This window comes from Mycoplasma seminis (genome assembly GCF_030718845.1).
In the GTDB taxonomy this organism is placed as follows: domain Bacteria; phylum Bacillota_I; class Bacilli_A; order Mycoplasmatales; family Metamycoplasmataceae; genus Mycoplasmopsis; species Mycoplasmopsis seminis.
Window position 1 is genome coordinate 1,014,393 of sequence record NZ_CP132191.1, and the last position, 15,068, is coordinate 1,029,460.

The following is a 15,068-nucleotide window of genomic DNA, read 5'->3' on the forward strand; positions in this document are numbered from 1 at the left end:
GAAAAAGTGGTTAAAAACCACCAAATCCTCCGAATCCACCTGTTTTCTTAAAGTTATTAGCTAAATCTGTCATTTTCTTGCTCATAGCATCAAAATCATTAAGTAATTTATTGTATTCTTGAGCACTTCTACCGCTACCTTTAAGGATTCTTTCTTTACGTGAAGCTTGTTTTAATAATTTAGGATTCTTTCTTTCTTTTTTAGTCATTGAAGACATTAAGATTTGATATAACTGCATTTTTTCTTCAGCTTTATCAATTTCTTCTTCACTAACTTTAGCGGATAACCCACCTGGAAGCATTTTAAGAATTTTTGAGAATTTACCAAGTTGTTTCATTTGCTTAATTTGCTCCATTAAATCATCAAGAGTAAATTGACCAGCAAAAATTCTTTCCACCATATTTTTAGCTTTATCTTCATCAATTGCTTCAGAAGCTTGTTCAATAAGTGTCATTACATCACCCATTCCAAGGATTCTATCAGCCATTCTATCTGGGTGGAAAACTTCTAAATTAGAAGTTTTTTCACCTGTACCAATGAATCTAATCGGAACATTAAGTACTTGACGAAGGCTAAGAGCAGCTCCGCCACGAGCATCTGAGTCAAGTTTTGTAATAATTACACCACTAAGTTTTAATTTATCATTAAATGCTGTAGCAACATTAATAATATCTTGACCTGACATAGCATCAGCAACAAATAAAATTTCATCTGGATGTGCTATTGATTTAATATTAGCAAGTTCATTCATTAATTTTTCATCAATTGCAAGTCTACCAGCAGTATCGATAATAATTAAATCATTTTTATTTGCTTCTGCTTGTTTTAAGGCATTTTGCACAATTTCTTCAGCTGGTACATCTACACCTTGTTGGAAATAATCTACTTGAATCCCTTTTGCAAGAGTCACAAGTTGATCCACAGCGGCTGGACGATAAATATCAGCAGCTACTACAAGTGGATTAGCAACATGTTTTTTCTTTCTAAAGAAATAAGCAAGTTTTGCAGTTGCTGTAGTTTTCCCTGAACCTTGAAGTCCACACATCATAATAATGTATGGTTTTTTAGTAATTTTAACTTCTTGAGTTTTACCACCAAGTACATTAACAAGCTCATCATGGAAAATTTTAATCATTTGTTGCGAAGGGTTTAATTTTCCAATAATCACACCATCTTCAAGTGCTTTTGCTTTAACATTGTTAATAAATTCCTTAACCACTCTAAGGTTAACGTCAGCTTCAAGTAGTGCAAGTTTTACTTCACGAGTAACTTCTTGAATATCTTCTTCATTTAATGTGGTTTTTTTAGCCATTTTAGCTAAGCTTTTTTGCATTCTTTTTTCTAAAAAATCTAACATAGTTTAATTATACAATATGTAATTAAAATTAAGCAAAATGAAATTTAACAAAATGCCTTCGCTTAAGCCTAAAACATAAGCAAATAAGTATTTTTCTACAAAAATACAGCTTCTTCTAACCTTAACAGCAAGTGCTTTTGATAGCTTTTTTATTTATAAAAAACTTATATAATTACACTATGAAAGAAATAGAAGTAAAATACTCAGAAAGACTTGATAAATATGTATCAAATAATAGTGATATTTCCAGAAATGATATTAAGTCTTTAGTTGAACAACATTGCGTTTATGTTGATGATATTTTAGTAAATAAACCTAAATTCACAGTACGTGAAGGTCAGGTAATTAAAATTACTAAAGTAATTGATAAAGAAATTAAAGTAGAACCTAAAGAAATGGAACTAGAAATCTTATATGATGATGATTACTTATGTGTTTTAAACAAACCAAGTGGTCTTACAGTGCACCCTGCTCCAGGTCATTATGATGATACTTTAGTAAATGGATTACTTTATCATTTTAAAAATAATTTATCAAATGAAAACGGGCTACTTCGCCCAGGGATCGTACATAGAATTGACAAAGATACTAGCGGACTTTTAATTGTAGCTAAAACTAATGAAGCCCATAACTTACTAGCTGAAATGTTCGCAACTCATAGCATTAAACGTTCATATTTAGCTATTTGTGACGGTGTTATTGAAAATTCTAAACTTAAATTAGTTCTCCCAATTGGTCGTTCAAGTAAAGATAGATTAAAAATGGAAGTTACTAATCGAAATTCAAAACCAGCTGTTACTTATGTAACTTTACTCAAAGCATTTTATTTAGATGGATTACCTAAATCACTTGTGAAATGTGAACTTGAAACAGGTAGAACACACCAAATTAGAGTACATATGGCTCACATTAAAAATCCAGTTTATGGAGATCCAGTTTACAACAAAGCTATTGATGATAAAGGTCAAAGATTACATGCTTATAAATTAACCTTTATCCACCCAATTACACAAAAAGAAATGGTATTTTTCTCAAAACCACCTAAAGAATTTGATGTAGCTGATTTTGATTTTGATAAATTTATTCAAGAAGAAAGTACAAAATAGGAGGTAATATGTTTTTTAATATGAGAAAATTTAATCCTTATGATTTTCAAGATGAAGCTCAACTTTATGAAAAATATAAAAAATATTTTACTATGTGAGTTTGAATCTTATTTGCTTCACTTGCCTGTGCATTAGCTCTAATTTTAGCTAACATCATTATTACATCAGTTAACTTTGATTTAATTTCAAAATACGGTTATTTTAAAGAAGGAACAGAGCAAGCTGACAAATTCTATGCAGCTATAATCAAAAACAATGCTCAAGGTGCAATTCAGAATAATCTTTTAATCTACAACATTATTCAAAACGTTGTATTTGCATTTATTTTTGTTTGATTAGAATATTTAGTTGTTTCTGGATGAGTTAAAGCAACAAATGAAAAATCTTATGCTAGATATCCTAGAACAATTTACATGGTAACTTTTTTCCTAGCACTTTATAATTTACTTAACTTGACTCAATTTATTCAACAACCTTCAATGCAAAGTTATGCAGGTTATAGTATTGCTTTATTTATTATTTCATTGTTTTATGCAATCGTTAATATTTTAGCTTGAATATTCCCTGCAAGACAAATGTCAATAATTGTTAGAATGTTTATAGGTTTACAACAAGCAATTCAATGAAAGAAAATTCAATCACAATACGCTAAAATGATGAAAGAAGGAAAAAATCCTTTTGATATCTTTGGAATGTTCGGACAAGAAATGGCTGCTGAAATGAATGCTGCTATGTCTTCTGAAAATATTCAAGAACAGCAAGATGAAGAACTTGCTCAATCACATCAAGAAGGTAAAGACCAAAATACAGCTAATAAACAAAATACTACTGAAAATCGTGAAAGTCTTGAACAACAAGAAGCTGTTAAAAAATTACTTGAAATCCCTAATAATCAATTATTCCAAATGGCTCAAATCTTAAACATTTCTGGTTATGAAGATATGAGCAAACAAGAGCTTGCAACTTTAATTTATAAATATACAAAACAAGCTCAAGCTAGATATAATGAAGTCGAACAAGACCAAAAAGAAGATAAATAATCAATATCCCATTTCGGGATAGCTCGATTGCAATATGCAGTGCAACACTTTTATTAGTTTATAATAAAAGTGGAGCACTTTTTTGCGCTCCACTGAAAACCCCTGAGAAAGGATTTCGCATACATTATACAAGAATTACAGCAAAAGTAAGATGTGTAATAGAAGCTTTGTTAAAAGAAAATTTTAGTATATCTGAAATTGCGAAAATTACTGGATTTTCAAAGAGCTCTATATCTAGAGAAATTACATACAATGCTGATTTATACGGGTATACGGCTGAATACGCACAATATAAACATGATATGAGAAATAAGTGAAAATATTATTTTAAGTTGCGCAATAAAATCGAAAAATATCCAAATTTTACAAATGTTTTTATAGATAAATTTAACAAACGTTCATTTGGAGTTAAACTGACACATACATATATTAAGTTTAATTATAATTTTGAATTTCCTTCATATAGAACTGTTTTTAATTGGATAAATTCAAACGCTTGAGAAATAACAAAAGAAGATAGGTTGAGACGTCATTATAAAAAAGGAGGAAAAAGAACTAAGAGTGCAGTTGAATTTCTAGTTGGTGCAAGATGAGTTAGACCATTTTGAACTAGACCTCAGAAAATAAATGATAGGTCAGAATTCGGTCATTGAGAAGTTGATTTTATCGTTGGAAAATCCGGAAAGGAAAACTATAACTTGTTAACTTTTACAGAAAGAAAAACAAGATACGGAATAATTAAAAAGATAAAGGGTAAAAATCCATGAAATGTTGCAGAGGTTTTATGAAATTTAATTAGAGAAAAACAATTAAATGTTAAAAGCATAACAGCTGATAATGGATTTGAGTTCTCAAAACTTTTTTATCTAGGATATAGGCTTCAAATTATTATTTATCGTGCAGACCCATATGCTTCATTTCAAAAAGGAGGAAACGAAAACTTTAATGGTTTAGTTAGAAGATTCTTTCCAAAAGGCACAAATTTTAATAATATTTCTGAAGAAGAAATATTGGCTGTACAAAATGAAATAAATAATATGCCTAGGGAAATTTTCAATTGACAATCAGCTGATGAACTATTCTATGACTGAAATTATTATAAGGATAAATGGACACCAATACCAGGTGATGAACGCTTTTTTATCAGAAACAATTTAAAAAGAAAATCGAATACAGCAAAAAACAAATTTTTTAAAAATAAAAGTAAATTTTAGGGGTTTAAAAAATATCCGGAATTTTTCCAGATATTTTTTCTGTTGCAATGCACATTGCAATTAAGATATCCCATTTCGGGATATTTTTTGAAAAATTCATAAATTCAAGTAACTATATTTTATAATTTACTTATGAAAAAAGATAAATACCAAGGATATGAACAAAGACAAATTCAATACAAGAATAAAACCATTCCTTATTTACTAAAATATGACAATATTAATTCATATGCGAAACGCAGTTTTCAAGATGGTGTTTTTAGTATTGTACTAAACAAAAACAACTTAATTAATCCAGATAAAATTATGGGTGCATATCTTAAAAGAATGGGCGAATATTATGGTTATATGTTAAGTTGCGACTATAACGAATTTATGTTTTTAGGTGAAATGTATTCTTATACTTATAAAAATTTTGGTCTTATAATTATTAAGAAACTTAGCAACAATGAAATATGGAAAACCCTTGATGCAAGTGCTAATAAACAAGATGATAAGAATTATATTTATTCAATTGTTAAAGAATTTATTAAAGATGAATTATTAAAAATATTGCAACAATTCACTACTGAATGTTTTCAAAACAAAATTCCAAACGGATATTTATACCCTAGTGTGGAAATTTCATTTAATCAAAGTAATTATTATGGTATTTATTATAGTAAAAACGCTAAAACTAAAGCTCCTTTAATTAAATATGTATTTTTATCACACGTATTTCCTTTATCAGTTCTAAAATATTTAGCAGTTCATGAAGCTTCCCATCATATTATTAGAGTTCTAAATCCTACTAGAAGTGCTGGACATAATAAATTCTTTTGAAAAATAGTTAATGATTTAGAACCTAATTCGAAAAAACTAGATTGAGAATTAAAAAACTTTTCTTCTGATAGATATTTAAATAAATAAAATGATAAGAAAAACTACTCATTATTATGAGTAGCCTGAAAATTTAAAGAACAAAGTTACACACTAAGCATTTTGAACAGCTTCATCTTTTCAAATTGCTTTTTCATTAATTTTAAAGAATTTTGCTAAATCATTTCAAATAAATGTATTAAAGCTAAATAATAAGAATATAAAGACAAATGCTGGAGTTAATCCAAATTTAGTATATTGTAATTTTGCATCAATTGGAATTGTTGCAAAAACAGCAATCATAAATGCAATTGAACACAATCCTGTTAATCATGATAAAGTTCTAAATGCAATCTTACAAATTCTGTTTTCTTTTAAGATATATTCAAATATACAACTAAATGTGAAAATAAGGAAAAAATAAGCTGCACAATTTGCTAACGGCATAAACATTGCGCTTTGATATTCTCCTGAATCCCAAAATGATAAAAATATTTTGTTACCTTTACCACCTGCTACAACAGCTTGTAATTGATCTGGGAATGTGAATAAAATTAGTGTAATAAATGAAAATACCATTGTTAAAATAAATATTAATTTATTTTTATCTTTCATCATTTTTATCCTTTCAATCTAAAGAATACTGAACCACCATATAAGTGATCATATAAATAAACATTTTCAAATCCACGTCATCCATAGTTGACAATATAATAATCATCAGTCATACCATAAACTACTACCACATGACCTTTGTTTAATCTTTTTTCGGTATGAATATTATGATCAAAATTACTATCATTTGGATCGACTGTAGAATATCTGAATTTTCCCATAGCGATAGCTGGGTAACCTTTTATGATTTCAGTAATAAGTCCTGTATTAAATAAGTGTCATCATGATGAACCTTTAATATTGTATTTTTGACAAAATTTATTAAGGATTTTTGCTGTTTGTTTTCCTGAATAAGTTGTTTCATCATAACCCATTTTCTTACCAATAGCTAATAATTCATCAACTAAAGTATATCCATAAGTGATTAAATTTCCTGAATTATCTAAAAACTTATCTGGAATGATTTTTTCTTTTGTTTTATTTCATCAATTTAATAAAATCGCTGATGCTACATACCCACAATTACCATTAGTGTTTTCTGGGAATGGATCATTTCTAAAATATAAATATCCTGGTACATACCAAGCATTACCCTCTTTAATTAAATTGCCTTTATAATTATTAAAATCATTTGGATTATAGGTTCATCCATCATTTTTATTTAGATTTTTTCTTTGACCATTTAAATAATTTAATCTGATTAAATTTAATTTTTTAGAAAAATCATTATTAATTTCATTTGCTTCTTCAAAACTTAATTTAATGTTTTTATCTACAATATGAATTAATTCATTATTTTCTTGAAAATAGTAATTCATTGGACCAAAATAAAATAATTTCTTATTTTTTGGTAAATTTACTTTAGCATTTGGAACTTTTTCTAAATAAAAACCTGACTGTTTATCATAGATATACAGCCCAGTACTATCATCTTTTTGAATTAATAATAATTCATCATTATTAAGTGTGTAAATATTATTAATAACAACATTTTGAATATTGTTATTACTTTCAAATTGTGATATATCATTTAATATTTTAATTTCTTCTTCTGTTTTCATGTTTGTTGAAACAGAAACTGCGGAAATTAGCGGTAACGATATCGAACCTAAAAGCAGTGAAGTTAATATACGTTTTTTCACTAATAAATTCTCTATTCTAGGGAATATCTTTTATATTCCCTACTTTGATTATACTCTTATAAAAAAATAAAAGTCATTTTACCGCATTATTAACATAAAAAGCTGGAACATTCCACATTTTTTAATTTACACAAACTTTTTATAGTATCAAAAGCTGTTTATATAAATAAAAAACCGCTAAAACTTGCGGCTATATTAGAATATTTGATTATTTTGTACCTTCATCTTTTCAAATTGCTTTTTCATTAATTTTGAAATATTTTCTTAGATCTGAGCAAATAAATGTAAGCCCGCTAAGTAGCATGAATATAATAATAAATACTGGAGTTAAACCATATTTTGTATATTCTAGTTTTAAATCGATATTCACAAAACTTAGTATAACAATCATTAAAATTATTGATGAAACTAAGAAAATATATCCTGCTATTTTGAACCCTAGTTTTCATCACTTATTGTCTTTTAATACAATTATAAAAACATAACATATAGTAAATGCTAAAAACAAATAAGCAGTTGTTGCAGCAAAAGGACTTTGAATATTGCCTTTTATAAATCAATCAGTATTTCAAAATGATGTAAACACTTTTGTTATTGTAGAATGGTCTTTCAAATTAGGATCTACACAATAATTAGTAACATCTAATTGACTTGGTAAAGTCATTAATATTAACGCAATGAATGAAAATACTAAAATTAAGATTGATAATAACTTATCTTTATTTTTCACTTTTAACTCTCTATTCTAGGGAATATTTTTATATTCCTTAATTTGATTATACTCTTATAAAAGTTAAAAAGTCATTTTACCTTTATATTAGTGACAAAAAGCTGGAACATTCCATATTTCCAGCTACTTTTTACTTAGTTCCAAAAATTCTATCCCCAGCATCTCCTAAACCTGGTTCAATATATCCTTGTTTATTTAATTTATCATCTAGTGATGCTAAATATATTTTAAAGTCTTTACCAAAGGCGTTTTCGACAGCTTGCACACCATTTTGTACCCCTACTAAACAAACTAATTGAATGTTATTAAATCCATCATTTTGAAGCACTTTTATTGCTTCCACAGCCGAATTTCCTGTCGCAAGCATAGGGTCTACAACAATAATTAATGAATCTTTATCTACTTCAGGCATTTTATAAAAGTATGGAACAGGTTGAAGTGTTTCTTCATTACGATACATTCCAATATGTCCTACTCTAGCTTGTGGAACTAGGTTTAAAATCCCATCTACCATTCCTAGTCCAGCCCTTAAAATAGGTACTAAAACTATTTCTTTATCAAAAGTTTTTCCATTAAATTTTTGATTTAATGGTGTAATAATTTCTTTTTCTTTAGTTTGGTAATCTCTTAAAATTTCATACACCATTAATGAAGCAATTTCATTTAAATTATTTCTAAATACTAAATGGTCTTGATTTTTATCACGCATTTTTGTAAGTTTAATATCAATTAAAGGGTGATTAATAATTTTTAACATATGACTTCCTTTTTGCTTTTGTTTATTATATCAATTTAATGACTTGCAGCAAGTAATATAAATTTTTGCAGAAAAAATACTAGTTAGCTATGTAACTAGTATTTAAAATTGAATTATTTGTTAAGACCTTCTCATTTTCAGTATCTAACTTCATCAATGTCAATTCCAACTTCTTTAATGTATCTGTTGTGGTATGCGATTTTTTCATTCATTAATTCAACGAATTCTTGTGATCTATCACCATATACTGCATTAGCAGCTGTAATAGACATGTGGAATCTATCCATTTCAGACATTAAACGAATGTCGAATGATGTAGTAATATCACCATTTTCTCTGTATCCGTGTACGAATAAGTTGTGGTTTTTACGTGAGAAGAAGATGTCACGAATTAATCCTTCAAATCCGTGGAATGCGAATAATACAGGTTTGTTTTCTGTGAAGATTGCGTTGAATTCTTCATCGCTTAATCCACGTGGATCGATACTTGGGTGACGTAATCTTAATAAATCAACTACGTTAACAAATCTAATCTTCATTTCTGGGAAGTGTTTGTTAAGAATTGAAACTGTTGCTAAAGCTTCTAAGTTTGGTTCTGTACCTGATGCAACAACTACAAGGTCTGGTTCTTCACCTTCTTTTGTTGTAGATGCTCAGTCAATAACTTTAAGTCCTTTATCAACTAATTCTTGAGCTTCTTCTACGTTGTAGAATTGGTCTCTAGGTTGTTTTGAAGCAACGATAAGGTTAATTACATCTCTTTCTGTAAATGCTTTATCTAAAACAGCAAGTAATGAGTTAGCATCAGCTGGTAAGTATTCACGAATTAATTCTGGTTTCTTGTCAGCTAAGTGTCCTAAAATACCTGGATCTTGGTGTGTGTATCCGTTGTGGTCTTGTTGGAATGCTGTAGATGTAGCAATAACGTTAAGTGATGGGTAATCATTTCTTCATGAAATTTTACGTGCTTTAGCAAGTCATTTCATGTGTTGTGTTAACATTGAGTCAACAACTCTTAAGAATGATTCATATGATGCGAAGAATCCGTGACGTCCTGTAAGAACATATCCTTCTAAGAATCCTTCTGCTTGGTGTTCTGAAAGTTGTGAATCGATAACTCTTCCAACTGGTCCAACAGCTTCATCAAGTTCAGCATCAACTCTTTCAAGTCATTGTCTGTTTGTTAATTTAAGTACTGCGAATAATCTATTTGATTTTGTTTCATCTGGTCCAAATACACGGAAGTTATCTGGGTTTCTCTTAATAACATCAGCAAATCAGTTTCCAGCAATAACCATATCTTGATCTTTAAATTCACCTGGTTTTTTGATTTCTAATGCGAATTCTTTTCAGTTTGGTAAGTTAAGAGCTCTTGGGTTTACACCACCATTTGTGATTGGTTGCATAGCCATTCTCTTGTCACCTTTAGGAGCGATTTCAGCATATTCTTTTTTGAATTTTCCGTCTTCGTCGAATAATTCTTCTGGACGGTATGATTTGAATCATGCTTCTAATTCACCTAATAATTCTGGGTTTTCTGATGTAACAGGAAGTGGAACTTGGTGAGATCTAAAGCTTCCTTCGTATGTTTGTCCATTAATTTTGTGTGGACATGTTCATCCTTTTGGTGTACGAACAACAAGTGCAGGCCAAATTGGTCTTGTAGCTTCTTCAGCTGGTTTTTTTCTAGCTTCAGCTTGAATTTCTAAAATTCTTTCAACAGCTTTGTCAAATGCATCAGCCATTAATTGGTGAACACCTTCTTGGTCGAATACATTAGCTTCAACAATAATTGCTTCTCATCCGAATCCAGCTAACATTGAAGTAATTTCTTCATTTGTTTTACGACATAAAATTGTTGGGTTAGAAATTTTTCCACCATTAATGTGAATAATTGGTAATACAGCACCGTCATTTACTGGGTTAATGAATGATGATGAGAATCATCCAGCAGCAAGAGGACCTGTTTCAGCTTCACCATCTCCGATAACTGCAGCAGCAATAATATCAGGGTTATCTAAAATAGCTCCTGTTGCGTGTGATAATGAGTAACCTAATTCTCCACCTTCGTGAATTGATCCAGGTGTTTCTGGAGCAGCATGTGATGCAGTTCCACCAGGGAATGAGAATCTTTTACACATTTTTCTAATTCCGTCTTCATCTTGTGTGATTTCAGGGAATAATTCTGTGTAACTTCCGTCAAGGTATGAGTTAGAAATCATAACTTGACCTCCGTGTCCTGGTCCTTCAATATAGAACATGTTTACACCATATTTGTTAATAACACGGTTTAAGTGAGCATAAATTAAGTTTTGTCCTGGGATTGTTCCTCAGTGACCGATTGGGTACATCTTAACGTCTTCAGCTTTTAATCCACCTTTCATAAGAGGGTTATTTCTTAAGTAGATTTGAGCTGCTGATAAAAAGTTAGCAGCACGTCATCAAGCATGTACTTTATCTAAATATTCTTTTTCATCAAATAAAGTTTTTTTCATAATATTCCTTTTAAATTTTTGATAATTTAACACATTAAGTTTAATGTTCAAAAATTCCAACTCAATATGTAACCATATTTTACATTTTTTCCTAAAATAAGCTAGAGAAAAATTCAAGCTAATTTAGAAATATTTTTACTATTCTTTTATAAGAAATTTTTATTGCTAAAACTATTGAATTTTAAAGCTAAAAATTCTAGAATTTATATTTTTTTATGTAAAATAACTGCTTTTCCTTAGTATAATTTAAATATTATTTTTAAGGAGTAAATATGAAAAAACCAGAAATTATTTTTATCGACTTAGATGGAACAACACTTGATACACCTGAAAAAGAATTTTGACTTAGAAATGCTACTCCATATACTAAACAAATTCTTAGTGAATTAAATAAAACTATTCCTGTAGTTATTGCTACTGGTAGAGGTGTTTCACCTAAAACAGCCGGAATTGTTAAAGGAATCACAGGAAGTGAAACTTATATAGCTTGAAACGGGGCTAAAACAGTTGAAAATGGTGAAATAGTAAACGAAGAAATCATGCCTAAAGAAGTTGCTCAAGCTTTATTTGATGAATTATCTAAAAACTTCTGTTTTGTAGTTTATAACTCAAATGCTAGAGAACAAGCTTATGTTAAAAACCGTATCATGAGATGATTTATGGGATTTGGAAAAGCAAATGCGCATTCATATAAAGAATACAAAAATGATTTTCCAGTTTATAAAGCACTTGTTTGATCTTTATCAGCTAAGAAAATGCAAAAATTAGCTAAAAAATGACAAAAGAAATTTGAGGGTGTTTTAGAAGTTTCTCTTTCAGGTTCAAAAAATAATATTTTAGAAATCACTAAAGCAAATTGTTCAAAAGGTGATGAAGAACTTAGATATTGTCTTTCAAAAGGAATTGATCCAAAAAACGCAATGCACATTGGAGATTCAATGAATGACGCTTCAACAAAAGGTAAAATTGGTACATTAGTTGCAATGCAAAACTCAGTTCAAGAATTAAAAGATATTGCTGATGATGTAACAGAATTTACATGTGCTCAAAGTGGACTTGCTAAATATTTAGAACAATTTCTTGATAAATAATTAATTAGGGTAACCTAATTTTTTCCTGAGTTTCGGAGTTTTAGTTCAAAAAATCTGTAAAAATTCAAATTAATTAAGATTCATATATCTACGATATATGGATTTTTAATTTACTTCTAAAAAAGTCCTTTTATTTACTTGTATTACTTGTATAAAATGGTATAATATAGACATGAAAAATAAGTTTATAGTTATCAAACACAAAAGAAAAGATCACACATATATTTCTATTGCAACATCAAATGGTTATGGAAAAGGATATGGTAACCAAGTTGGTATTGGTAGATTAGAAAAATTAGAAGAGCTATCATCAGATCCGATAAATGTAATAAAAAATGTTTGTGAAACATTATCAATTACTGATTCAAAAGAAAAAATCAAGCAAAGTATTATGTTTGCATTAAATTCTTCAAAAACAGAAGTTTACAATGTAAACTATGGGATAAATATCCTTTATGATTTGATTAATAAATTTGAAATATTTGATGCACTCCCAAAAACAAGACATAAAGAGCTTAATAAAATTCTAAAATACACAATTGCAAGCAGAATAATTGATGCAAATAGTTATATTTCAATACATAAAAATAAGTATAAATACGAAGATGCTCCAAACACTAGCAAAGATAGTTATTATGCCTTATTAGATCTTATCTATGATAATAAAGAAAACTTATTAAAAAGAATTAACGAAAAAGTTATTAAAAATACATCAAGAAAAGTTGAACTAGTTTTCTATGATTCAACAACTATGTATTTTGAAAGTTTTTCACGTTTAGGTCTTAGACATAGTGGTTATTCAAAAGATGGAAAATTTAAAGAGGACCAAGTTGTTGTTGGTATGGCTACAGATGAAAATGGTATTCCTATTCATATCGAAACCTTTAAAGGAAATACTGCAGATTCCAAAACTTTCATTCCTTTTGTATTAGAAATGAGCAAAATTTATGAAATAAAAAATGTAACAATAATTGCTGATAAAGGTATGTCTACATCAAGTAACATAAGATTTTTAGAACAAAAAGGGATAAATTACATAATTTCTTATCGTTTAAAATCGGGTGCAAAATCATTTAAAGATTTTGTTTTAGATGAAAGTAACTATGTAGGTAATGAAAACTTTAAACACAAAGAAGAAACAATTGTTTCTCTATACAATAAAAAACGTCCTAATGGAAAATTAAGACGTAGAATAGTTACATTTAGCAAAAAAAGAGCTTTAAAAGATAAAGCTGATAGACAAAACTTAATTGATAATTTTAATAAATTGAAAAACAAAAATGGATTAGTTGAAACCGGTAAATTAACTGGTGGAAAGAAATACAGATTCTTCAAAAAAGTAGGTAAAGCTTTTTATGAATTAGACTATAAAAAGGTTCAAGAAGATAGTCAATTTGACGGTTATTATATTTATGAAACTTCGAGAATGGATTTAACGTCTGAAGAAATTGTTGAAATTTATGCAAAACAATGACAAATTGAAGAAAACTTCAGAACAATGAAATCATCATTACAAGTTAGACCTATGTATGTTTGAACAGATAAACATATTGAAGCACATATTTTATTATGTTTTATGTCTCTTGTTATCATGAAATTTTTACTTTACTCAGTTAACAAAACTCTAAAAGATACTGGTGTAATCGATAGATTTTCAAATGAAAGAGTTATAAAAGCAATTAAATCAGCTGAAAAAGTTGTAAAAGTTGTTGATGGTCAAATAAAAGAAGAAATTTATATACGAAATACTCAAAATTCAGATTATATTTCTGATTTCGAAACAATACAAACAATATTTTCAAAAATTGTACAAGTAATTTAGACATAAAAAATACGAATAGCCCTATTTTTAAGGACTATTCGTTTTTTAAGCCTTTAAAACTCCGAAACTCAGGGTGGACTTGCTAAATATTTAGAACAATTTCTTGATAAATAATTAATTAGGGTAACCTAATTTTTTTATCAAAAAATGCCTGAAGCAGGCATTATTCAAAATATTTATTATAAAAATCTTGATAGTAATAAAATTCTATAATTTGACCATTAAATGTTGTTGTTTCAGGATTAAATAATAAAATTAAATACATTCATTGATTTTTATATTTTGATTTGAAATACATTTTTGGATTAAGCCAAAATGTTGTGTATTTTGCATCTTGTAAAACAATATTTCTATCACGAATTTCATTTTTAATATTATATTTGTATGTTTTATATAAATTATTGTTATTATTCTCAAAATTAATTTGTTTATCTGAATGTTCGCTAAAAATTTTTTCTTCTAATGTAATCGATATTCTTAATCTTTTATTAGCTTTTCTTCATTTACGCATAACTATTCATATCCATAAATTCACTATAAAACAAATAGAATTAACAGCTATAGAAATGCAGTTTATGAAATTTAATACATTAAACCACATAAGATTTTTTAAGTTTAAAGCACAATCATAAGCTCACAGTATTTCAAAAGTTATTCCTGTTATTAATGCTGGGATATTAATTAATAGATATACTAATGATGAAATTAACATTCTTTTATAAATAAATGGAAATATCTTGTCACTAATTTTGATTTTATTTTTTATAAAATAATTTCTTGAGTAATTAGCCAAAATTAAAATAATTTTATTTTTACCGAAAGCCATATACAAAGGGCACAG

Annotated in this window: 13 protein-coding genes; 6 read left to right on the forward strand and 7 right to left on the reverse strand. The window is 28.2% G+C overall.

Going from position 1 to position 15,068, the window contains the following annotated elements; genetic code table 4:
* Nucleotides 1-10 precede the first annotated feature (10 nt).
* Nucleotides 11-1,357, reverse strand: coding sequence for a signal recognition particle protein (gene ffh / locus Q8852_RS04350; protein WP_305937951.1), 1,347 nt, complete (start codon nucleotides 1,355-1,357; stop codon nucleotides 11-13).
* 179 nt (nucleotides 1,358-1,536) lie between these two features.
* Between ffh and Q8852_RS04355 the strand changes: the two genes are divergently transcribed.
* From Q8852_RS04355 to Q8852_RS04370, 4 genes are all read left to right on the forward strand, one after another.
* On the forward strand, nucleotides 1,537-2,463 hold the full coding sequence (locus Q8852_RS04355; protein ID WP_305937952.1) for an RluA family pseudouridine synthase: 927 nt from the start codon (nucleotides 1,537-1,539) through the stop codon (nucleotides 2,461-2,463).
* A gap of 8 nt (nucleotides 2,464-2,471) precedes the next feature.
* The gene (locus Q8852_RS04360) at nucleotides 2,472-3,503 is read left to right on the forward strand and encodes a hypothetical protein (RefSeq protein ID WP_305937953.1); all 1,032 of its coding nucleotides are present in this window, start codon (nucleotides 2,472-2,474) and stop codon (nucleotides 3,501-3,503) included.
* Between the two features lie 167 nt (nucleotides 3,504-3,670).
* Nucleotides 3,671-4,717, forward strand: coding sequence for an IS30 family transposase (locus Q8852_RS04365; RefSeq protein ID WP_369810259.1), 1,047 nt, complete (start codon nucleotides 3,671-3,673; stop codon nucleotides 4,715-4,717).
* A gap of 132 nt (nucleotides 4,718-4,849) precedes the next feature.
* The gene (locus tag Q8852_RS04370) at nucleotides 4,850-5,626 is read left to right on the forward strand and encodes a YgjP-like metallopeptidase domain-containing protein (RefSeq protein ID WP_305937954.1); all 777 of its coding nucleotides are present in this window, start codon (nucleotides 4,850-4,852) and stop codon (nucleotides 5,624-5,626) included.
* Between the two features lie 63 nt (nucleotides 5,627-5,689).
* Here Q8852_RS04370 and Q8852_RS04375 read toward each other — a convergent pair whose 3' ends face one another.
* The 5 genes from Q8852_RS04375 to Q8852_RS04395 all read right to left on the reverse strand — a co-directional run bounded on the left by Q8852_RS04375 (nucleotide 5,690) and on the right by Q8852_RS04395 (nucleotide 11,314).
* Nucleotides 5,690-6,193, reverse strand: a complete 504-nt coding sequence (locus Q8852_RS04375; RefSeq protein WP_305937955.1) for a hypothetical protein — start codon at nucleotides 6,191-6,193, stop codon at nucleotides 5,690-5,692.
* A gap of 2 nt (nucleotides 6,194-6,195) precedes the next feature.
* The gene (locus Q8852_RS04380) at nucleotides 6,196-7,251 is read right to left on the reverse strand and encodes a hypothetical protein (protein ID WP_305937956.1); all 1,056 of its coding nucleotides are present in this window, start codon (nucleotides 7,249-7,251) and stop codon (nucleotides 6,196-6,198) included.
* 289 nt (nucleotides 7,252-7,540) lie between these two features.
* On the reverse strand, nucleotides 7,541-8,062 hold the full coding sequence (locus Q8852_RS04385) for a hypothetical protein (protein WP_305937957.1): 522 nt from the start codon (nucleotides 8,060-8,062) through the stop codon (nucleotides 7,541-7,543).
* 130 nt (nucleotides 8,063-8,192) lie between these two features.
* The gene (upp, locus tag Q8852_RS04390) at nucleotides 8,193-8,819 is read right to left on the reverse strand and encodes a uracil phosphoribosyltransferase (protein WP_305937958.1); all 627 of its coding nucleotides are present in this window, start codon (nucleotides 8,817-8,819) and stop codon (nucleotides 8,193-8,195) included.
* A 113-nt stretch (nucleotides 8,820-8,932) separates the two neighbouring features.
* Nucleotides 8,933-11,314, reverse strand: coding sequence for a phosphoketolase family protein (locus tag Q8852_RS04395; protein WP_305937959.1), 2,382 nt, complete (start codon nucleotides 11,312-11,314; stop codon nucleotides 8,933-8,935).
* A 272-nt stretch (nucleotides 11,315-11,586) separates the two neighbouring features.
* On the opposite strand from Q8852_RS04395, the gene Q8852_RS04400 reads away from it, so the two are divergent.
* Together Q8852_RS04400 and Q8852_RS04405 are read left to right on the forward strand one after the other, a co-directional pair.
* The gene (locus Q8852_RS04400; protein WP_305937960.1) at nucleotides 11,587-12,405 is read left to right on the forward strand and encodes an HAD hydrolase family protein; all 819 of its coding nucleotides are present in this window, start codon (nucleotides 11,587-11,589) and stop codon (nucleotides 12,403-12,405) included.
* A gap of 172 nt (nucleotides 12,406-12,577) precedes the next feature.
* A complete protein-coding gene (locus tag Q8852_RS04405) occupies nucleotides 12,578-14,227 on the forward strand; it encodes an IS1634 family transposase (RefSeq protein WP_305937961.1) in 1,650 nt (549 codons plus the stop codon).
* Between the two features lie 163 nt (nucleotides 14,228-14,390).
* On the opposite strand, the gene Q8852_RS04410 is transcribed toward Q8852_RS04405, so the two are convergent.
* Nucleotides 14,391-14,738 (reverse strand): hypothetical protein, encoded by a 348-nt coding sequence (locus tag Q8852_RS04410; RefSeq protein ID WP_305937962.1) that lies wholly within the window; start codon nucleotides 14,736-14,738, stop codon nucleotides 14,391-14,393.
* Nucleotides 14,739-15,068: the final 330 nt, after the last annotated feature.